An 18,885-nucleotide genomic window follows, 5' to 3' on the forward strand; every position below is an offset into this window, starting at 1 on the left:
CCGGTTCGGTGACCGGAGCGCGGCCGGACCGAAGGGCGGAAAAAAATTCTCGCGAAGTCGCGTAATGCTCGCGGCACATCGCCCTCTCACCTTGCACGGGCCCGCTCGTGGCCCCCGTACAGACCTCGTACGAGGTGGAGAGGAAGCGCAGGACATGCACTCCGTGGTGGAACGCGAACTCGAGCTGAAGCTGGTGTTGTCGCCCGAGCGAAGCATCCCGGTCCCGGCCCGGCTGACCTACCGCACCGACGATCCCTATGCCGTCCACATCACGTTCCACATCGGGTCCGACCACCCGGTCAACTGGACGTTCGCGCGCGAGCTGCTGGTGGAGGGGGTGTTCCGGCCGTGCGGGCACGGGGACGTGCGGGTGTGGCCGACGAAGGTGGACGGCCGCAGCGTCGTGCTGATGGCGCTGAGTTCGCCGGACGGCGACGCACTCCTCGAAGCGCCCGCCGCGCAGGTGTCGGCCTGGCTGGAGCGCACGCTGCGGGCGGTTCCCCCGGGCTCTGAGGCCGAGCGGCTCGGCATCGACGACGGCCTGGCCGAGCTGCTCACCCCCACCCCGGCCGACGACCTCTACCTGCGGGACCCCTGGCCGTCGGACGAGTCGTCGGACGAGCGGTGAGGGGTGACCGGACGGGGCGCGGGTCAGTCCGTCGACACGACGGCCTGCGGGGAGACGGGCGCCGGTGTCCCGGACGGGGCCGGGGCGGCGACGGCGGTGCCGACCGCCAGGCCGAGCGAGGCGACGGCGACGGCTCCGGCCAGGACGACGGCGCCGATCTTCCGGTTGCGCAGGGACTTGCTCTTGCTGTGGCTCATGCGTCCAGGGTGCCGCCGCGAGGCACCCTGGCACATGAGGCGTTCGTCCTTTATGTCACCCATACCGGTACGGGTGCGCACGCTCCGTCGTCAGAACAGCTTGCCGGGGTTGAGCAGCCCCAGCGGGTCGAAGGCGGCCTTCACCGCCTGCTGCATCTCCACGCCGACCGGGCCGAGCTCGCGCGCCAGCCAGTCCTTCTTCAGGACGCCGACGCCGTGCTCGCCCGTGATGGTGCCGCCGAGCTCCAGGCCGAGCGCCATGATCTCGTCGAAGGACTCGCGGGCGCGGCGGCCCTCGTCGGCGTCCTGAGCGTCGAAGCAGACGGTCGGGTGGGTGTTGCCGTCGCCCGCGTGGCAGCAGACGCCGATGGTCAGGGCGTACTTCTCGGCGATCCGCTCGACGCCTTCGAGCATGTCGCCCAGCCGGGAGCGCGGCACGCACACGTCGTCGATCATCGTCGTGCCCTTGACCGCTTCGAGGGCGGTGAGGGACAACCGCCGGGCCTGGAGCAGCAGTTCGGACTCGGCTGCGTCCTCGGCGGGCACGACCTGGGTGGCGCCCGCCGCCTCGCACAGGGCGCCGACGGCGGCGAGGTCCGCGGCCGGGTCCGGGGTGTCGAAGGCGGCCAGGAGCAGGGCCTCGGTGGTCTCGGGGAGCCCCATGTGCGCCATGTCGTTGACGGCCTTGACCGTCGTACGGTCCATGAGTTCGAGGAGTGACGGGACGTGGCCGCCCTCCATGATCCGGCACACCGCGTCGCACGCCGCCGCCGCGGACGCGAACTCGGCGGCGAGGACCAACTGCTGGGGCGGCTGGGGCTTGAGCGCCAGGGTCGCCTTCACGACGATGCCGAGGCTGCCCTCGGAGCCGACGAAGAGGCGGGTGAGGTCGTAGCCCGCGACGCCCTTGGCGGTGCGCCGGCCGGTCGAGAGCAGCCGGCCGTCGGCGAGGACGACGTCGAGCCCGAGCACGTACTCCGCCGTGACCCCGTACTTGACGCAGCACAGGCCGCCGGAGGCCGTGCCGATGTTCCCTCCGATGGTGCACATCTCCCAGCTGGAGGGGTCCGGCGGATAGTAGAGCCCGTGCTCGTTGACCGCGCGGGAGAGCGTCGCGTTGATGACGCCCGGCTCGACGACGGCGATCCGGTCGACCGGGTTGATCTCCAGGATGCGGTCCATCTTGGTGAGGGAGAGCACGATGCAGCCGTCGGAGGCGTTGGCCGCGCCCGACAGGCCCGTGCGGGCGCCCTGCGGGACGACCGGGACGCGCAGCGCGGTGGCGGTGCGCATGACGTGCTGGACCTGCTCGACGGTGCGTGGCAGGACCAAGACGGCGGGCGCGCCCGCGTCGCAGAAACTCGCCATGTCGTGGGCGTAGGAGGCGGTGACGTCGGGGTCGGTGACGAGCGCCTCGGCGGGCAGCCCGTCGCCGAGCAGTTCGATGAGGGTGCGGCTCATGATCACAGCCTCGCACTCGGGGCCATCGGTGTGAACCCGTCTGTGGCCACCACCGTGTGCTCTTCGTGTGCTCTTCGTATTGCCGCACAGTGTGCGCCATGGAGCACAGCGAGAACTCCGCGGAACCCGCCGCGCCCGTAGACCCCACCGAGCCGGCCGAGGCGACCGGGCCTTCCGGGGCCGTCGCGGAGCGGGCGCCCGTCGCCGACCCGCGCCGTCGCCTCTCCCCCGGCGTGCGCCGCACCGTCCAGGCGTCCCTCGCCGGGTGCCTGGTGCTCGGCGGTGTGCTGGTGATGCTGCCGGACGACGAGCCGGCTCCGGCACCGCTGCCGGGGCCCGCCGGGCGCGCGGTGATCGCGGCGGCGGTCGGGGCGCCGGCCTCGCTGCCGGATCTGACGGCGCTGATCGGGGAGCGCGAGACGTATCTGCGCACGCATCCGCGGGACGGTCTGTCGTGGGCGGCGCTCGGGGCCGCCTACGTGGAGCGGGGCTCACGCACCGCCGAGACCGCGTACTACCCCAAGGCCGAGCGGGCGCTGCGCAGTTCGCTCAAGGTGCGGCCGAAGGGGAACGCGGAGGCGCTCGACGGGCTCGCCGCGCTGGCCGCCGCCCGCGGCGACTGGCGTTCCGCCCGGATCTGGGGCGAGGCCGCGGTGAAGGCGGCGCCGAAGCGCTGGTCGTCGTACGTGGCGCTGGTCGACGCCTACCGGGGCACCGGCGACTACAAGGCGGCGGGCCGCACCCTGGAGACGCTGACCGGGCTCACCTCCGGCGCCGGTACGACGGTGACGCTGCGCACGGCGGCCGTCTACCGCGACCGGGGCTGGCGGGAGGACGCGGCCACGGTCGTCGCCGACGCGTCGGCGCGGGCCGGGACCGCCACCGAGAAGGCCGCCCTGCTGCAGCGCGGCGGTGAACTGGCCTGGGAGCGCGGCGAGCCGGTCGACGCGCTGCGCCACTTCGACGCGGCGCTCGCCGCCGACCCCGGCTGTCATCCGGCGCTGGCCGGGCGGGCCCGCGCGCTCGCCTCCCTGGGCCGCACCGCGGAGGCCGTCGTCGCCTACCAGCGGGCGCTGCGCAAGCAGCCGTTGCCGCAGTACGCGCTGGAGCTGGGCGAGCTGTACGAGTCGCTGCACGACGAGCGGTCCGCCGAGGCCCAGTACGGCGTCCTGCGCAAGCGGGTCGCCGACGACCGGGCGCACGGGGTGGACGACGCGCTCGTGCTCGGCCGGTTCGAGGCGGATCACGGGGACGCGGACGCCGCCGTCGACCGGCTGCGCGCGGAGTGGTCGCGGGCGCCGGGGATCGCGACGGCGGACGCGCTGGGCTGGGCGCTGCACCGTGCGGGGGACGACGACGCCGCGCACTGGTTCCTGCGCCGGGCCACCGACCGGCAGAAGGGCGGCACCGTGCGCAACGCGTCCTACTCGTACCATCTCGGGGCCGTGGAGCGGGAGTTGGGCCTGTACGGCGCGGCCCGCCGGCATCTCGGGGAGGCGCTGCGGATCAATCCCGGGTTCTCGCCGTTGTACGCGCCGGCCGCGCAGGAGGCGTTGGACGCGCTCGGGGAGCCTGCGGAGGGTGGGGTTCCGCAGATGTGGCCCCCGAAGCCGAAGGCTCCGCCGGTGAAGCGGGTCGCGCACAAGCGCCGTTGAGCCATGGACGGCGGGCGGCCGCGGGTTTCGCCGTGGCTGGTCGCGCAGTTCCCCGCGCCCCTGAAGCGAGCTCCGCTCGCTCAGGGGCGCGGGGGCGCAGCCGACCGGCTACGACTACACCGCCGCGGTCCCGATCAGCCCATTACGGGTGACCAGCGTCGCCAGCTCCGGCTCGCCCAGGCTCCCGGTACCCGCGGGACGCCTCGGCAGCACCATGTAGCGGGTGTCCGAGCTGGAGTCCCACACCGTGACGCGGACCGCGTCGGGCAGCGTCACCCCGAACTCGGACAGGACAGCCCGCGGCTCCCGCACCACGCGGGAGCGGTAGGCCTCGCTCTTGTACCAGCCCGGCGAGGGGCCGAGCAGGCGGAGCGGGTAGCAGGAGCACAGGGTGCAGACGATCATGTTGTGCACGGCGTCGGTGTTCTCGACCACGCGCAGCCGCTGGCCCGCCTGGCCGGTGAAGCCGAGTTCCGTGACCGCGGCCGTGCCGTCGGCCAGCAGGCGCTCCTTGAACTCCGGGTCAATCCAGGCGCGGGCCACCGCCTTCGCCCCGTTCAGCGGGGAGGCCCCGGACAGGAACCCGTCGATGACCTCGTCGACGGTGTCGCCGCCGACGATGCCCTTCTGCTCCAACAGGGTCTCGAGGAGCCGCACTTGGCGGGAGATCACCGCGTCGTCGTGGTCACCGCTCATCGTCGTCGGCCTTCCTCAGGTAGCTCTCGGGCAGGTCGAGGACCACGTCGTGATCGCCCTCGCCCCACAGTTCCCGCGCCGCGAACCGCACCGCGTAGACCATGTCGGCCGGGGCGTCGTCCCGGCCCTGCGCACGGACGTCGGGCAGCGGCACCCGCTCCTCAGGCTCCACGACGACGCCGAGCCTGCCGCGGGCGTAGCGCGGCAGGCGGGTGTGGTGGGGCGGGTCGTGCGGGTAGGTGCGGACCACGTCCCCGGCCGTGTACGTCCGCCGCTGTCCCGGCGCGGTCTCAGGCATGGTCGAGGGCCCCTTCCGCGAGGACGCCCTTGCGTTCGAGGAGCGTACGGATCGCGTGGAACCAGCGCTCGTAGTACGAGGCCGCCAGATAGTCGGCGGGCGGCATCGTCTCGACGGCGTCCCGGAACTCGTCGAGGTTGAACACCTTCTTCACGAGCAGCGCGCGCTGGAGCGCGAAGACGCGCGCCTCCCAGTCCGCGTGGAAAGGTTCGGCGTCATCGCTCATGTCGATGGCGCCGAACCCGGTCATGCCGCCTACGTCGTTGATCCTGGCCATGCGGCCAGGCTAGACGCGACCGCTAGAGATTTCCGCGCTTCTCCTGCTCCCGTTCGATCGCCTCGAACAGAGCCTTGAAGTTGCCCTTGCCGAAGCCCATGGAGCCGTGCCGCTCGATCATCTCGAAGAAGACGGTCGGCTTGTCCTGGACCGGCTTGGTGAAGATCTGCAGCAGGTAGCCGTCCTCGTCGCGGTCGACGAGGATCTTCAGCTCGCGCAGCGTCTCGACGGGGACCCGGGTCTCGCCCGCCCACTCGCCGAGGGTGTCGTAGTACGAGTCGGGGGTGTCGAGGAACTGGACACCGGCCGCGCGCATGGCCCGCACCGACGCGACGATGTCGTTCGTGGCGAGCGCGATGTGCTGGACGCCCGCGCCGCCGTAGAACTCCAGGTACTCGTCGATCTGGGACTTCTTCTTGGCGATGGCCGGCTCGTTGATCGGGAACTTGACCTTGAGGGTGCCGTCCGCGACCACCTTCGACATCAGCGCGCTGTACTCGGTGGCGATGTCGTCGCCCACGAACTCCTTCATGTTCGTGAAGCCCATGACCTTGTTGTAGAACGCCACCCACTCGTTCATCTTGCCGAGTTCGACGTTGCCGACGCAGTGGTCGATGGCCTGGAAGGTGCGCTTGGCGGGCGGCTCGACGATCGGGTCGGCCGTCACGAAGCCGGGCAGGTACGGGCCGTCGTAGCCGGTGCGCTCGACGAGGGTGTGGCGGGTCTTGCCGTACGTGGCGATCGCGGCCCGGACCACGGTGCCGTGCTCGTCCTTCGTCTCGTACGGCTCGTCGATGCCGCGGGCGCCGTGCTCGACCGCGTAGGCGTACGCGGCGCGCACGTCCGGCACCTCGATCGCGAGGTCGACGACGCCGTCGCCGTGCGCCGCGACGTGCTCCTCCAGGAAGCGGCCCCAGTCGGTGGACGCCTTGACGACGGAGGTGAAGACGAAGCGGGCGGAGCCGTTGGTCAGGACGTAGGACGCGGTCTCGCGGCTGCCGTTCTCCGGTCCGGAGTAGGCGACGAGCTTCATGCCGAAGGCCGTGGAGTAGTAGTGCGCGGCCTGCTTGGCGTTGCCGACGGCGAAGACGACCGCGTCCATCCCCTTCACCGGGAAGGGGTCGGCCTGCCGTGCGGTGTCGGGGATGTGAGCTGTGGTCTCAGTCATGGCAGGAGGCTCCCTCCCTTCCACAAGGTGCGCAATAGTTGGCGTATTCGCTGGGCAATCTGCCCAGCGACCGGCCGGTAGCGGCGGCCTTTGTGTACAGGGTGACCACTGCGGAGGCGGACATGGCGATCGATCATCTGGACGGACGGCTCATCGTGCTGCTCGCGCGCGAGCCGCGGATCGGGGTCCTGGAGATGTCCCGGCGGCTCGGCGTGGCCCGCGGCACGGTGCAGGCCAGGCTCGACCGGCTTACCTCGAACGGAGTCATCCGCGGATTCGGTCCGCAGGTGGATCCGGCGGCGCTCGGCTACCCGGTCACGGCGTTCGCCACGCTGCAGATCCGGCAGGGGCAAGGAGCCGACGTCAGGGCACATTTGGCGACCGTTCCCGAAGTGCTCGAACTGCACACGACGACGGGCAGCGGGGACATGCTGTGCCGGCTCGTGGCCCGCTCGAACGCGGATCTTCAACGGGTGATCGACCTGGTTGTCGGTTTTGATGGCATCGTCCGGGCTTCCACGGCGATCGTCATGGAAAATCCCGTTCCGCTGCGGATCATCCCGCTGGTGGAACAGGCGTCGGGAGATTCCTGACGCTCTGCGGAGCACCGCCCGGAGGCGAGGCGCGATGGACTTCCGGGACTGCCGATGAACTTTTGGGACTATCTCGTCAACCGGCACCAGCAGCTGCTCGCCGACGCCGGCCAGCACGCCAGCGCGGTCTTCCAGTGCATGGTCATCGCCACCGTCATCGGCGTGGTCATCGGGGTCGTCAGCTACCGCAGCGAATGGGCGGGGAACCTGGCGACCACGGCCACCTCGACCATCCTGACCATCCCGTCGCTCGCCATGATCGGTCTGCTGATCCCGATCGTCGGCCTCGGCGTGCCGCCCACCGTGATCGCGCTGACCCTGTACGGGCTGCTGCCGATCGTGCGGAACGCGATCGTGGGCCTGCGCGGCGTGGACCCGGCGCTGATCGACGCGGCGAAGGGCATCGGGATGTCGCGCATGGCCCGCCTGTTCAAGGTGGAGCTGCCGCTGGCGTGGCCGCCGATCCTGACCGGGATCCGGGTCTCCACGCAGATGCTGATGGGCATCGCCGCGATCGCCGCGTACGCCTCGGGCCCCGGCCTCGGCAACGAGATCTTCCGCGGCATCGCCTCCCTGGGCAGCGCCAACGCGCTCAACCAGGTGCTCGCCGGAACGCTCGGCATCATCGTCCTCGCCCTGCTCTTCGACGCCGCGTACGTCCTCATCGGACGGCTGACCATCCCGAGGGGGATCCGTGCCTGAGACCGCCTCCGCCACCGGGGCCAGCATCGAGCTGGAGAACCTCACCAAGCGCTATCCGGGGTCGTCCGATCCGGCCGTGGACAGCGTCAACATGGAGATCAAAGCGGGCGAGCTGATCATTTTCGTGGGCCCGTCGGGCTGCGGGAAGTCCACGACCCTGAAGATGATCAACCGGCTCATCGAGCCGACGAGCGGCCGCATCCGCATCAACGGCGAGGACGTCACCGACATGGACCCGGTGAAGCTGCGCCGCAAGGTCGGCTACGCGATCCAGTCCTCCGGCCTCTTCCCGCACATGACGGTCGCCCAGAACATCGCCCTGGTGCCGAAGATGGTCGGCTGGTCGAAGTCGCGGATCAAGTCGCGGGTCGAGGAGATGCTGGACCTGGTCGGTCTCGACCCGGCCGAGTTCCACGGCCGCTATCCGCGCCAGCTCTCCGGCGGCCAGCAGCAACGCGTCGGCGTGGCACGGGCGTTGGCGGCCGACCCGCCGGTGCTGCTGATGGACGAGCCGTTCGGCGCCGTCGACCCGATCACCCGTGACCACCTCCAGGACGAGCTGATCCGGCTCCAGCACGAGCTGCACAAGACGATCGTCTTCGTCACCCACGACTTCGACGAGGCGATCAAGCTCGGGGACCGGATCGCGGTGCTGCGGGAGCGCTCGCACATCGCCCAGTTCGACACCCCCGAGGCCATCCTCACCAATCCGTCCGACGACTTCGTCTCCGGTTTCGTGGGCGCGGGCGCGGCCCTCAAACGGCTCAACCTCACCCGCGTACGCGATGTGGAGGTCACCGACTACCCGACGGTCGGCGTCGACGACCCGTTGCAGGACATCTTCAACAAGCTGCGCGCGGCCGGCACCAACGAGCTGCTGCTGCTCGACAAGCGCGGCCGCCCCTACAAGTGGCTGCGCCGCGGCGACCTGATGCGGGCCAAGGGCTCGCTGGCCCGCGCCGGCACCCTCGTGCACGACACGGTGACCCGTGACGCGACGCTGCGCGACGCGCTGGAGGCGGTGCTCACCGACAACGCGGGCCGGGTCGCGGTGACCGGCCGGCGCGGTGCGTACGAGGGTGTCGTCGACATGGAGACGCTGATGAACTCCGTGCACGAACTCCTGGAGGCCGACCGGCTCGAAGCCGTCGAGCACCAGCACGAGCTGGAGGAACAGCGCGCCCACCAGACGCAGCTGGAGCAGGAGGGCGCCGATACCGGCGACGGGGAGGCGAAGGCGTGAGCACCCCGTCCCGCAAGCCGCCCCTGAAGGGCGCACGCCCCGACGGCGAGCACGAGGTCAAGGGCCTCGCCTTCCGCGACGAGGGCGAGGGCGAGCAGGAGCCGCGGCCGGCGGCCACGACGAGGGAGCCGCGCCGCATCAGCTGGCAGAAGCTGACCTTCCTGCCCGCGGTCCTGGCCATCGTGCTGCTGATCACCTGGCTGTGGTTCCGCAACGCCGACCTCGACTCGATCTCCGAGAACGCCATCTCCGGCGGGCAGGTGGGGAAGGCGCTGCGCCAGCACATCAGCCTGACGGTGATCTCGACGTTCTTCGTGCTGATCATCGCGATCCCGCTGGGGATCCTGCTGACCCGCACGATGTTCCGCAAGGCGACCCCGTTCGCCCTCATGCTCGCCAACATCGGTCAGGCCACCCCGGCGATCGGTCTGCTGGCGCTGCTCGTCATCTGGCTGGGCATCGGCGAGAGGTCGGCGCTGATCGGCATCATCATCTACGCGATCCTGCCGGTGCTCTCCAACACGATCGCGGGCCTGAAGGCCAACGACCCGACGCTCCTGGAGGCGGCGCGTGGCATCGGGATGTCCCCGGTGGGCGTCCTGACGAAGGTCGAACTGCCGCTGGCGGTACCGCTGATCCTCGCCGGTGTGCGCACCGCGCTCGTCCTGAACGTCGGCACGGCCACGCTGGCGACGTTCGGCGGCGGCGGCGGCCTCGGCGTCCTGATCACCACCGGGATCACCAACCAGCGCATGCCGGTCCTGATGCTCGGCTCGATCCTGACCATCGCGCTCGCGCTGCTCGTGGACTGGCTGGCGTCGCTGGCCGAACTGCTGCTGCGGCCGCGCGGGCTGGAGGTGCGCTCATGAGGTACCGGATGCGTGTCGCAGCGGCGGCGGCCAGCGGCCTCGCGCTGCTCGCCGGGTGCGGGCTGACCAGCGGCAGCCCCATGGTCGACGACGTACAGCCCGGCACGGTCGGGCAGGGCGAGCCGCTCAAGGGCGCCGACATCACCGTCACGTCGAAGGAGTTCACCGAGCAGCTGATCCTCGGCGCGATGATGGGCATCGCGTTCAAGGCGGCCGGGGCGGACGTCCTGGACCGGACCGGCATCCAGGGCTCCATCGGCGCCCGCGAGGCCATCAAGTCCGGGGACGCGGACGCCATGTACGAGTACACGGGCACGGCCTGGATCACCTACCTCGGCAACTCCGAACCGATCACCGACCCGCAGAAGCAGTGGCAGGCGGTGCACGACGCCGACCTCAAGAACGGCATCACCTGGCTGCCGCCGGCCCAGCTCAACAACACCTACGCGCTGGCCATGAACGACGCGAACTTCAAGAAGTACGGCACCAAGACGCTCTCCGAGGTCGCCGAGCTGGCCAAGTCGGACCCGAAGGCGGTCACGCTGTGCGTGGAGAGCGAGTTCGCCAACCGCGCCGACGGTCTGCACGGCATGGAGAAGGCGTACGGGATGAGCATCCCGGCCTCCAACGTCACGCAGATGGACACCGGCATCATCTACACGCAGGTGAAGAAGGGCACGTGCACGTTCGGTGAGGTCTTCACGACCGACGGCCGCATCCGGTCGATGAACCTGCATGTCATGGAGGACGACCGGCACTTCTTCCCGAACTACAACGCCGCGCCCTCGATCAACAGCAAGTCGCTGGCGAAGTACCCGAAGATGGCCGAGGTCATCGAGCCGATCACGAAGAAGCTCGACAACACGGTCGCCCAGGAGCTCAACGCCAAGGTGGACGTCGACGGGCAGGACCCGCACGACGTGGCCAAGGACTGGCTGGTCAAGGAAGGGTTCATCAAGGAGTGAGCCCAGGAGTGGGCCAGTGGGCGCGTCAGAAAGCGACTAGCAGGACGGGGCCTTGCCGGGGTCCGTCAGGGCGGTGACCGCGCCCTTGAGCGTGGTCACCGGGATCAGCCGCATCGACTGGGGCGCCGACGCCCGGGCGTCCGAGCACTCCGCCTTCGGTACGAGGAAGACGGTGGCCCCGTCGCGGTCGGCGGCCTGCACCTTCATCGAGACGCCACCGACGGCGCCGACCGCGCCCTTCGCGTCGATGGTGCCGGTGCCGGCGATCTTCTTGCCGCCGGTCAGGTCGCCGCCGCTGCCGTTCCCGTCGAGCAGGTCGACGATGCCGAGCGAGAAGAGCAGCCCCGCGCTGGGCCCGCCGACGTCGCCGAGCTGGAGGGTGACGTCGATGTTCTTGTCCTGGTCGCCGAGGTAGGCGAGGGCGGCCTCGGTGGCGGCGTCCTGAGAGCCCTTCATCTCGTCCTTGTTGTGCTGCTCGATCTCCTTGGTGGAGTCGCCCGCCGGGTAGACGGAGTCGCGCGGCATCACCGCACGGTCGTCCCGGAACCAGTCGCCGATCACGTCCGAGAGGTGCACCGAGGCGTCGGGCCCGGTCGCCAGGATCGTCACCGCGCGCAGCTGCCCGCTGGTGTCGCGGGTCGGCGCGCCGGAGATCTTGATCACGGGTTTGCCGTCCGACGTGCCCAGCACGTCCGTCGTGGGGCCCGGCTGGGCCACCGAGAACGGCAGCGGGGCGAAAGCCGCCACCGCCAGCAGGGCGGCGACGGGGAGCGCGCAGATGGCTAGGGCCGTGGGGCGGCTGAGGCGATTGAGCACGGGGCCAATCTAACGCGGGCGGGGTGGTGGGGAGGGGGCGCCTTGTCGGGTGCGGCCCGGTGGGGCTGGTCGCGCCCGGCTACGAAGCCCGATGAAGCACCCTGGTGGCCGTCGTGAAGCGCCGCAGCGCGTCCGGCAACGGGGCGATGCCGATACCCGGCCCGGTCGGCACCGGCAGGTGCCCGTCGTCGAGCACGAACGGCTCCGTGATGTCCTCCGCGAAATACCGGCTGGAGGCGGACGTGTCGCCGGGCAGCGTGAATCCGGGCAGCGCGGCGAGCGCCAGATTCGGGGCCCGCCCGATCCCGGTCTCCAGCATCCCGCCGACCCAGGCGGGCACGCCGTGCGCGGCGGCGACGTCGTGCAGGCGCCGCGCCTCCAGGTAGCCGCCCACGCGCGCGGGCTTCACGTTGACGACCCGGCACGCGTCCATGGCGATCGCGGACGCGGTGTCCCGGACGTTGTGCAGCGACTCGTCCAGGCAGACGGGCGTGGCGATGCGCCGCTGGAGCAGGGCGTGCGCGTGGAGGTTGTTCTCCTCCAGCGGCTCCTCGATCAGCAGCAGCCCGAACGCGTCCAGGCGCCGCAGGTGCTCCGCGTCGGCGAGGGTGTACGCCGTGTTGGCGTCGACCTGGAGCGGCAGCCCGTCCCCGAACCGGTCGCGCACGGCCCGGACCGGCGCGAGGTCCCAGCCCGGCTCGATCTTCAGCTTGATCCGCACGTACCCCTCGGCGAGGTAGCGCTCGACGTCGTCGAGGAGCGCGGGCACGGAGTCCTTGATGCCGACGGAGACCCCGGCGGGCACCCGGTCGCGGGTCGCGCCGAGATAGGTGGCCAGGGACATCCCATGGGCGCGCAGCTCGGCGTCGAGCACGGCTGTCTCCAGGGCGGCCTTCGCCAGCTCGTGCCCCTTGACCTTGGCCATGGCGGGCGCGAGCGCGGCCGTCGTCAGGTTCTCCACGCGGGCGACGCGCGGCAGCAGGAAGTCCCGGATCACGGTCTCGGCGCCGGAGACGAACTCCGAGCAGTACAGCGGCTCCGGGTCGGCCGCGAACTCCGACCAGCCCTCCGCCGCGTCCGTGACGACGTGCAGCAGGAACGTGTCCTTGGTCGTCATGGTCCCGAAGGACGTACGGAACGGGGTGACGAGCGGGATCGCCACATGCAGCAGTTCCACGCGTTCGAGCTTCATGCCTGCTTCTCCTGTACGGGGCCGAGGACGTACCAGCCGTCGCGGGACATGCCGGTCGCGGTGCGGCCCTCGGCGAAGGCGGCGGTGCACACGTCGCGCACGGCGTACCGCCAGCGCAGCGCCAGCTCCGGGTCCGCGGCGCGCAGCTTCACGATGTCGGCGGGGACGCGGCACCACACGGTGTCCCCGTCGGTGCGGGCGAGGGGGTCGCCGTCGGGGGCGGCCGCGACGACGTCGCCGGCCGGGGCGGGCGGCTCGGGGCGGGGCTCGGCCGCGGTCAGGTCCCAGGTGACGGTGAGGCGGTCGGACTCGTCGCCGTCGTTCACGCCGTCGGCCATGGGCCCGTAGAAGTCGACCAGGTACTCGGTGGCGGCGCCGCCCAGCTTGGTGAGGTTGAAGCGGGCGTTGCGGCCGACCAGCGGGTCGAACGTCCAGCGCATCGTGCGGGCGCCGCGCTCCAGGGCCCACGTGCGCTGGGCCTGCTTGACGGCGTACCCGATGCCGCGGTCGCTGGTGCGGGCCGCGGCCACGAACGAGTACACGTCGCGGGCCGCGGGCTCTCCGAAGACGGCGACGGCCGCGCCGAGCAGTTCCTCGCCGTCGTACGCGGCGTGCACGGCGCCGCCCGCGTGGACGAGGCTGTGCAGCACCTCGGCCGGGTAGGGCGGGGTGGCGCGCGGGGTCTGCCACACATCGCTGAAGAAGTCGGCGACGGAGGCGATCCCGGGCACGTCGTGAACGGTGCGGGTGGTGAGGGCCATGGTTCGAGTGTCGGCGGCGCGATCCGCACTCGGCTTGTCCGACACCACAAGCACCGCCTACGCTCCTTTAACGATCGGCCAACCGGCGCCTTGGGCAATCTGCCGCCATGGGCGGCAGGGTGGGCAAGGCGGCCCCCGGCGCGGGGCGAGCGCTTCCATCCGGCGCCCAGCCCGGTCCGGCTGCACCATCGCCGGGTGCACGCCCGGTGGGGGCTGGTCGCGCAGTTCCCCGCGCCCCTACGGGGCACGAACTCAGCCCCGCAGAGAGGGACACCGTGGACAGCCCGACCCTGAGCGATCTTCTCGACGTGCTCGGCGGTGATTCCGTACGGGCCCTCACCACCCCGGCAGGACTGACCGCCCCCGTCGGCGAGGTGCTCCTCTACGACGCCGACGCCCCACTCCCCCGGGCCCCGGGCGCCGTACTCCTGGCGGTCGGCGTCCGCGCCCGGTCCGCCGCCCCTCTGCTGCGCGCCGCGGCCGACGCGGGCATGGCCGCCGTCGTCGTACGCGGCGCCTCGGAGGAAGGGGCCCCCGTCGCGGCGGCCGACCGCGCCGGCATCGCCCTGCTCTGCGTCGACGAGGACGCGGCCTGGCACCGGGTGCACCTGCTGCTGTCCTCGGCGGCGGGCGCGGGCCCGGCCCCCGCGGCGGGCGGAGACCTGTTCGCGCTGGCCGACGCGATCGCCGCGGCCGTGGGCGGGGCGACCGCCATCGAGGACCCGCGCCAGCGCATCCTCGCCTACTCGACCGTCGCCGGGCAGCCCGTGGACGAGGACCGCAGACAGGGCATCCTCGGCCTCCAGGTCCCCGACAGCCCGGAGAACACCGAGCAGTACCGGGCGATGTTCGCGGCCGGCACCCCGCTGCGGCTGCCCGCGCTCGACGACGACAACCTGCCGCGGCTCGCCGTCGCCGTCCGCGCGGGCGGCGAGACGCTCGGCTCGGTGTGGGTGGTGGACGGCGGGAACCTGGCCCCCGACGCCGACCACGCCCTCGCCCAGGGCGCCTCCACCGCGGCGCTCCTCCTGCTGCGGGCGCGCGCCGCGCAGGAACTCTCCCGGCACCTCGGCGGCGATCTGCTGCGCCGCGTACTGGACGGCACCGCCGACGCGTCGACGGCCGCGCACCGCCTGGGCTTCGGCGCCGGCACGGATCCGGTGCGGGTCGCGGCGTTCGCGCCCGCGGGCCCCAAGGCCGCGCCGGACGTGGCCCGTACCGCGCTGCGCCTCCTCGACCTCGTACGGCTGAGTTGCGAGGCCCGGTACGGGCGGCACGCCTGCGTCCTGCTCGACGGCGTCGTCTACGCCCTGCTCCCGGCGTCCGACGAACGCGGCGCCGCCCGCCACAAGCCGCTCGCCCAGGACATCGTGGAACGCGCCAAAGGCGCCCTGCGCACCCCGGTCCGGGCGGCACTCGGCGCCCTCGTCCCCGGCCTGGCCCGCGCCGTGGACTCCCGCGACGACGCCGACCTCGTACTGCGCTGTCTCTCCGACGAGCTGCCGGTCGCGGCCGTGGAGCAGGTCCAGGCCCGCGTCACCCTGCTCCGGATCGCCGAACTGGCCGGAGAGCGAAGGGAGTTGACGGGCGGCGCGTGGGCGCGGCTACGGTCCTACGACGCCGAGCACGCCACGGAGTACTGCCGTACGGTGCGGGCCTGGCTCGACGCGGGCTGCGACATGGCGGGCGCCGCCAAGTCCCTCGCGGTGCACCCGAACACCTGCCGGTACCGGTTGCGCCAGGTGCGCGAGCAGGTCGGCCTCGACCTGGACGACCCGGACGAGCGCTTGGTGGTGTGGCTGCAGGCGCGACTGGGGGACTGAGGTCGCCGACGCCCGTCCGCCGCCGACCTCACCCGCGCAACCACTCCCCCAACTTCCTCTCGCACTCCTCCAGTTGACCCACCTCGACGAACTCCCCCGCCGTGTGCGCCAGCACCGGATCCCCCGGGCCGAAATTCAGCGCGGGGACCCCGAGCGACGTGAAGCGGGCGACATCGGTCCAGCCCAGCTTCGGGCGGGGCGTGGCCCCGAGGTAGTCGACCAGTGAGGCGACCGCGGGCCGGTCGAGCCCGGGCAGGGCGCCGGGCACGACCTCCGTGACCTCGAACTCGTACTGCTCGGGGATGATCCCGCGCACGTACGCCATCGCCTCCTCGGGCGAACGGCTGGGCGCGAAGCGGGCGTTGAGGGAGATGACGCACTCGTCGGGTACGACGTTGCCCGCGACCCCGGCCCGCACGGCGACCGCGCTGAGCCCCTCGCGGTATTCGAGGCCGTCGATGACGACCTTCTCGGGGACGTGGTCGGCGAGCCGCCGGAGCACCTCGGCGGAGCGGTGCGCCGCGTTCACGCCCATCCAGGCGCGGGCGGTGTGCGCCCGCTCGCCGCGCACGGTGACGTCGGCGCAGAGCACGCCCTGGCAGCCGGCCTCGACGCCGGCGTCGGACGGCTCCATCAGGACGGCGAGGTCGGCGTCGAGGAGGAGTTCGGGGCGCTCGCCGGCGATGCGGTGCAGCCCGTTGCGGTCGCCCTCGACCTCCTCGCACTCGTAGAAGACGTACGTGAGGTCGCGCGTCGGCGCGGTCAGCGTGGCGGCCAGGCGCAGGGCGACGGCGACGCCGCCCTTCATGTCGCAGGCGCCGAGCCCGTACAGGCGGTCGTCGGCGAGGCGCGCGGGCAGGTTCCCGGCGGCGGGCACGGTGTCGAGGTGCCCGGCGACGATGACGCGCTCGGCGCGGCCGAGCGAGGTGCGGGCGACGACGGAGTGGCCGATCCGCTCGACGGTGAGGTGCGGCAGGGCGCGCAGGGCGGTCTCGACGGCGTCCGCGAGCACGGCCTCGTCGCCGCTCTCGGAGGGGATGTCGACGAGGGCGCGGGTCAGCTCGACGACGTCGGTGGTGAGGTCGAGGGCGGCGGTGGTCACACGGTCTCCTTCACGGCGGCGCCGGTCTGGTTGAGCTTGGAGTGCCTGCTGCCGTAGAGCCAGTAGACGACGAGCCCGACCGCCATCCACGCACCGAACGCGATCCACGTGTCCGAGCCGAGGCTGAACAGCATGAAGACGCAGCAGACCACGCCGAGCACCGGCACGACCGGCGAGAACGGGACGCGGAAACTGCGCGGCGCCGACGGGTTACGGCGGCGCAGCAGCACGACCGCGATGTTGACGAGCGCGAAGGCGAACAGCGTGCCGATGCTGGTGGCGTCGGCGAGGCTGCCGAGCGGGACCAGGGCGGCGAGCACGGCGATGAACGAGGAGACGATCACGGTGTTGGCGCGCGGGACACCGGTGCGCGCGTGCACCCGGGAGAACACCGGCGGCACCAGGCCGTCCCTTGACATCGAGAAGAGGATGCGGATCTGCCCGTACTGGACGGTGAGGACGACGCTCGTCGTGGCGACGACCGCGCCGATCGACAGCAGGATCGGCCAGAGCGAGCCGCCGCCGACGGACTGCACGAGCACCTCGCTGAGCGTGGCCTCCGTGCCCGCGAACTTCTGCCAGGGCATCGCGCCCAGCGCGGCGACGGCGACCAGGACGTACAGGGCGGTGACGAGCACCAGCGAGAGGATGATCGCGCGGGGCAGGTCGCGCTGCGGGTTCTTCGCCTCCTCGCCCGCCGTGGACGCCGCGTCGAAGCCGATGTACGAGAAGAAGAGCGAGGCTGCGCCCGCGCTCATCCCGGCCGCGCCGAGCGGGAACAGCGGCTGGAAGTTGCCGGCGTGGAAGGCGGTGAAGGCGACCGCGCAGAACATCACCAGGGCGGCGACCTTCACGCCGACCATGATCACGTTCGCGACGGCGCTCTCGCGGGCCCCGCGCAGCAGCACGACCATGGCGAGGACGACGATGAGCGCGGCCGGGACGTTGACGACGCCACCGGTGCCGGGCGGGGCGCTGAGCGCGTCGGGCAGGGTGACGCCGAAGACCAGGTCGAGCAGTTCGTTGACGTACTGGCCCCAGCCGACGGCGACGGCCGCGACCGACACCCCGTACTCCAGGATCAGACACCAGCCGCAGACCCAGGCGACGAGTTCGCCGAGGGTGGCGTAGGCGTAGCTGTACGAGGATCCGGACCCGGGGATCATGCCGGCCAGCTCCGCGTACGACAGCGCGGAGAACAGGGCCGTGACGCCGGCGAGGACGAACGAGACGACGATGGCGGGCCCGGCCTCGGGGACCGCCTCACCGAGGACGACGAAGATGCCGGTGCCGAGCGTCGCGCCGACGGACAGCAGCGTCAGCTGCCACAGCCCCATCGTGCGCTTCAGCCCGCTCCCGGCCGCGGCCGCGTCGGCCACGTCCTGGCGCCGCGTCAGTGTCTGTGCCAGCACGGCACCGCTCCCCTCGCCGTTCTCCTCTTATGGGCCCGATGATGCAGAGCCCGGGAACGGCAGGGTTGGGAGCATCGGCAAAAACAGAACACCCCCGGTTGGCCGCAAGGCCAATCGGGGGCGCTGGTCAGGGGTGCCGCGTCAGCGCAGGGCGTCGGCGACTTCCCGGGCGGCGTCGAGAACCCGCGGCCCGACCCGCTCCGGCACCGCGTCGGCGAGCATCACCACTCCGACGCTGCCCTCTATCCCGGTCACGCCGAGCAGCGGCGCCGCGGCGCCCGACGCCCCGGCCTCCAGCTCGCCGTGGGTGAGGGTGTAGCCCTGCTCGGGCAGCACGCCCTGGCGGGCGCCGAGGATGGCGCGGCCCGCGGCTCCCCGGTCGAGCGGGTGGCGGAACCCGGTGCGGTAGGCCACGTGGTAGTCGGTCCAGGTCGGTTCGACGACGGCGACCGCGAGGGCCTCCGTGCCGTCGACCAGGGTCAGATGGGCGGTCGCCCCGATGTCCTCGGCCAGCGAGCGCAGCGCGGGCAGCGCGGCCTCGCGCACCAGCGGGTGGACCTGGCGGCCGAGCCGCAGGACGCCGAGCCCGACCCGGGCGCGGCCGCCCAGGTCGCGGCGGACGAGGGCGTGCTGCTCCAGCGTGGCGAGCAGGCGATAGACGACCGTACGGTTGACGCCGAGCTTGTTGGAGAGCTCGGTCACGGTCAGCCCGTGGTCGGTGTCGGCGAGCAGTTTGAGGACGCGCAGTCCCCGGTCGAGCGTCTGGGAGGTCTCCGCGGTCACGACGCCCACTCCTTAGGTGAGGGCGGCGGTCTCCTTCGCGGCGGTTGCGTCGCCTGTCCCGTGGGCGACGCGCGTCAGAGGCCGCCGGTCGGATATCAGGCGCTGGGGCTCTACGTACATACCGGCTGCGCTCCGCGGCGGCGCTGCCACGGGGCGTGTGCGTTGCCGGGAATGTAGCGAGGACGTCCCGCTGAGCGGAAGACTCCGTCCAGAATCCGGTCAGTCGCCGACCTGAGTTGTGTGT

Annotated in this window: 20 protein-coding genes; 8 read left to right on the forward strand and 12 right to left on the reverse strand. The window is 72.0% G+C overall.

Annotation, left to right across the window (positions count from 1 at the left end; all coding sequences use genetic code 11):
• Positions 1-154: 154 nt before the first annotated feature.
• Positions 155-628 carry an SsgA family sporulation/cell division regulator gene (locus J3486_RS41800; RefSeq protein WP_207829393.1) on the forward strand — a complete coding sequence of 158 codons (474 nt, stop codon included), beginning with the start codon at positions 155-157 and terminating at the stop codon, positions 626-628.
• Positions 629-651: 23 nt separating this feature from the next.
• On the opposite strand, the gene J3486_RS41805 is transcribed toward J3486_RS41800, so the two are convergent.
• Positions 652-825, reverse strand: coding sequence for a hypothetical protein (locus J3486_RS41805; RefSeq protein ID WP_207829394.1), 174 nt, complete (start codon positions 823-825; stop codon positions 652-654).
• A gap of 90 nt (positions 826-915) precedes the next feature.
• Entirely contained in the window at positions 916-2,286 is a 1,371-nt protein-coding gene (locus J3486_RS41810) for an FAD-binding oxidoreductase (protein WP_207829395.1), read from the reverse strand.
• A gap of 98 nt (positions 2,287-2,384) precedes the next feature.
• Here J3486_RS41810 and J3486_RS41815 point away from each other — a divergent pair, with 98 nt between their 5' ends.
• Complete coding sequence (locus J3486_RS41815; RefSeq protein WP_207829396.1) at positions 2,385-3,941, forward strand: tetratricopeptide repeat protein; 1,557 nt, start codon at positions 2,385-2,387, stop codon at positions 3,939-3,941.
• Between the two features lie 114 nt (positions 3,942-4,055).
• On the opposite strand, the gene nthA is transcribed toward J3486_RS41815, so the two are convergent.
• From nthA to hppD, 4 genes are read right to left on the reverse strand one after another with little or no spacing between them, the layout of a single operon-like run.
• Positions 4,056-4,637: a nitrile hydratase subunit alpha gene (gene nthA / locus J3486_RS41820; protein ID WP_207829397.1), complete on the reverse strand. Its 582-nt coding sequence runs from the start codon at positions 4,635-4,637 to the stop codon at positions 4,056-4,058.
• The gene (locus J3486_RS45305; protein WP_207829398.1) at positions 4,627-4,935 is read right to left on the reverse strand and encodes an SH3-like domain-containing protein; all 309 of its coding nucleotides are present in this window, start codon (positions 4,933-4,935) and stop codon (positions 4,627-4,629) included. The genes nthA and J3486_RS45305 overlap by 11 nt, the downstream gene beginning before the upstream one ends.
• Positions 4,928-5,212 (reverse strand): SH3-like domain-containing protein, encoded by a 285-nt coding sequence (locus J3486_RS45310; protein ID WP_207829399.1) that lies wholly within the window; start codon positions 5,210-5,212, stop codon positions 4,928-4,930. The genes J3486_RS45305 and J3486_RS45310 overlap by 8 nt, the downstream gene beginning before the upstream one ends.
• 22 nt (positions 5,213-5,234) lie before the next feature.
• On the reverse strand, positions 5,235-6,380 hold the full coding sequence (gene hppD, locus J3486_RS41835) for a 4-hydroxyphenylpyruvate dioxygenase (protein WP_207829401.1): 1,146 nt from the start codon (positions 6,378-6,380) through the stop codon (positions 5,235-5,237).
• A 122-nt stretch (positions 6,381-6,502) separates the two neighbouring features.
• Here hppD and J3486_RS41840 point away from each other — a divergent pair, with 122 nt between their 5' ends.
• Genes J3486_RS41840 through J3486_RS41860 form a run of 5 tightly spaced genes read left to right on the forward strand, consistent with a single transcriptional unit; the run spans position 6,503 to position 10,752 of the window.
• Complete coding sequence (locus J3486_RS41840) at positions 6,503-6,973, forward strand: Lrp/AsnC family transcriptional regulator (protein ID WP_207829453.1); 471 nt, start codon at positions 6,503-6,505, stop codon at positions 6,971-6,973.
• Positions 6,974-7,027: 54 nt separating this feature from the next.
• Positions 7,028-7,675: an ABC transporter permease gene (locus J3486_RS41845; RefSeq protein WP_207829403.1), complete on the forward strand. Its 648-nt coding sequence runs from the start codon at positions 7,028-7,030 to the stop codon at positions 7,673-7,675.
• A complete protein-coding gene (locus tag J3486_RS41850; protein ID WP_207829408.1) occupies positions 7,668-8,918 on the forward strand; it encodes a betaine/proline/choline family ABC transporter ATP-binding protein in 1,251 nt (416 codons plus the stop codon). The genes J3486_RS41845 and J3486_RS41850 overlap by 8 nt, the downstream gene beginning before the upstream one ends.
• A complete protein-coding gene (locus J3486_RS41855; protein ID WP_207829410.1) occupies positions 8,915-9,787 on the forward strand; it encodes an ABC transporter permease in 873 nt (290 codons plus the stop codon). Before J3486_RS41850 ends, J3486_RS41855 begins: the two co-directional genes overlap by 4 nt.
• An 8-nt stretch (positions 9,788-9,795) precedes the next feature.
• Positions 9,796-10,752 carry a glycine betaine ABC transporter substrate-binding protein gene (locus tag J3486_RS41860; RefSeq protein ID WP_207829411.1) on the forward strand — a complete coding sequence of 319 codons (957 nt, stop codon included), beginning with the start codon at positions 9,796-9,798 and terminating at the stop codon, positions 10,750-10,752.
• Between the two features lie 36 nt (positions 10,753-10,788).
• Here J3486_RS41860 and J3486_RS41865 read toward each other — a convergent pair whose 3' ends face one another.
• The 3 genes from J3486_RS41865 to J3486_RS41875 form a co-directional block, all read right to left on the reverse strand.
• The gene (locus tag J3486_RS41865) at positions 10,789-11,568 is read right to left on the reverse strand and encodes a S16 family serine protease (protein ID WP_207829413.1); all 780 of its coding nucleotides are present in this window, start codon (positions 11,566-11,568) and stop codon (positions 10,789-10,791) included.
• 79 nt (positions 11,569-11,647) lie between these two features.
• A complete protein-coding gene (gene menC / locus J3486_RS41870) occupies positions 11,648-12,760 on the reverse strand; it encodes an o-succinylbenzoate synthase (protein WP_207829415.1) in 1,113 nt (370 codons plus the stop codon).
• Positions 12,757-13,521, reverse strand: coding sequence for a chorismate synthase (locus tag J3486_RS41875; RefSeq protein ID WP_207829420.1), 765 nt, complete (start codon positions 13,519-13,521; stop codon positions 12,757-12,759). The genes menC and J3486_RS41875 overlap by 4 nt, the downstream gene beginning before the upstream one ends.
• 275 nt (positions 13,522-13,796) lie before the next feature.
• Between J3486_RS41875 and J3486_RS41880 the strand changes: the two genes are divergently transcribed.
• Positions 13,797-15,344 (forward strand): CdaR family transcriptional regulator, encoded by a 1,548-nt coding sequence (locus tag J3486_RS41880; protein WP_207829421.1) that lies wholly within the window; start codon positions 13,797-13,799, stop codon positions 15,342-15,344.
• Positions 15,345-15,372: 28 nt separating this feature from the next.
• Here the strand turns inward: J3486_RS41880 and dapE are convergent, their stop codons facing one another.
• The 3 genes from dapE to J3486_RS41895 all read right to left on the reverse strand — a co-directional run bounded on the left by dapE (position 15,373) and on the right by J3486_RS41895 (position 18,641).
• Positions 15,373-16,446 (reverse strand): succinyl-diaminopimelate desuccinylase, encoded by a 1,074-nt coding sequence (gene dapE / locus J3486_RS41885; protein ID WP_207829423.1) that lies wholly within the window; start codon positions 16,444-16,446, stop codon positions 15,373-15,375.
• Positions 16,443-17,858: an amino acid permease gene (locus J3486_RS41890; protein ID WP_374194834.1), complete on the reverse strand. Its 1,416-nt coding sequence runs from the start codon at positions 17,856-17,858 to the stop codon at positions 16,443-16,445. Before J3486_RS41890 ends, dapE begins: the two co-directional genes overlap by 4 nt.
• A 141-nt stretch (positions 17,859-17,999) precedes the next feature.
• Positions 18,000-18,641: an IclR family transcriptional regulator gene (locus tag J3486_RS41895; protein ID WP_207829426.1), complete on the reverse strand. Its 642-nt coding sequence runs from the start codon at positions 18,639-18,641 to the stop codon at positions 18,000-18,002.
• Between the last annotated feature and the right edge of the window lie 244 nt (positions 18,642-18,885).

This window comes from Streptomyces sp. VRA16 Mangrove soil, from assembly GCF_017377775.1.
Classification (GTDB): Bacteria; Actinomycetota; Actinomycetes; order Streptomycetales; family Streptomycetaceae; genus Streptomyces.

Coding starts and splice junctions, on each gene's coding strand:
- J3486_RS41800 (WP_207829393.1), top strand. CDS start 155: ATGCACTCCGTGGTGGAACGCGAACTCGAGCTGAAGCTGGTGTTGTCG.
- J3486_RS41805 (WP_207829394.1), bottom strand. CDS start 825: ATGAGCCACAGCAAGAGCAAGTCCCTGCGCAACCGGAAGATCGGCGCC.
- J3486_RS41810 (WP_207829395.1), bottom strand. CDS start 2,286: ATGAGCCGCACCCTCATCGAACTGCTCGGCGACGGGCTGCCCGCCGAG.
- J3486_RS41815 (WP_207829396.1), top strand. CDS start 2,385: ATGGAGCACAGCGAGAACTCCGCGGAACCCGCCGCGCCCGTAGACCCC.
- nthA (WP_207829397.1), bottom strand. CDS start 4,637: ATGAGCGGTGACCACGACGACGCGGTGATCTCCCGCCAAGTGCGGCTC.
- J3486_RS45305 (WP_207829398.1), bottom strand. CDS start 4,935: ATGCCTGAGACCGCGCCGGGACAGCGGCGGACGTACACGGCCGGGGAC.
- J3486_RS45310 (WP_207829399.1), bottom strand. CDS start 5,212: ATGGCCAGGATCAACGACGTAGGCGGCATGACCGGGTTCGGCGCCATC.
- hppD (WP_207829401.1), bottom strand. CDS start 6,380: ATGACTGAGACCACAGCTCACATCCCCGACACCGCACGGCAGGCCGAC.
- J3486_RS41840 (WP_207829453.1), top strand. CDS start 6,503: ATGGCGATCGATCATCTGGACGGACGGCTCATCGTGCTGCTCGCGCGC.
- J3486_RS41845 (WP_207829403.1), top strand. CDS start 7,028: ATGAACTTTTGGGACTATCTCGTCAACCGGCACCAGCAGCTGCTCGCC.
- J3486_RS41860 (WP_207829411.1), top strand. CDS start 9,796: ATGCGTGTCGCAGCGGCGGCGGCCAGCGGCCTCGCGCTGCTCGCCGGG.
- menC (WP_207829415.1), bottom strand. CDS start 12,760: ATGAAGCTCGAACGCGTGGAACTGCTGCATGTGGCGATCCCGCTCGTC.
- J3486_RS41875 (WP_207829420.1), bottom strand. CDS start 13,521: ATGGCCCTCACCACCCGCACCGTTCACGACGTGCCCGGGATCGCCTCC.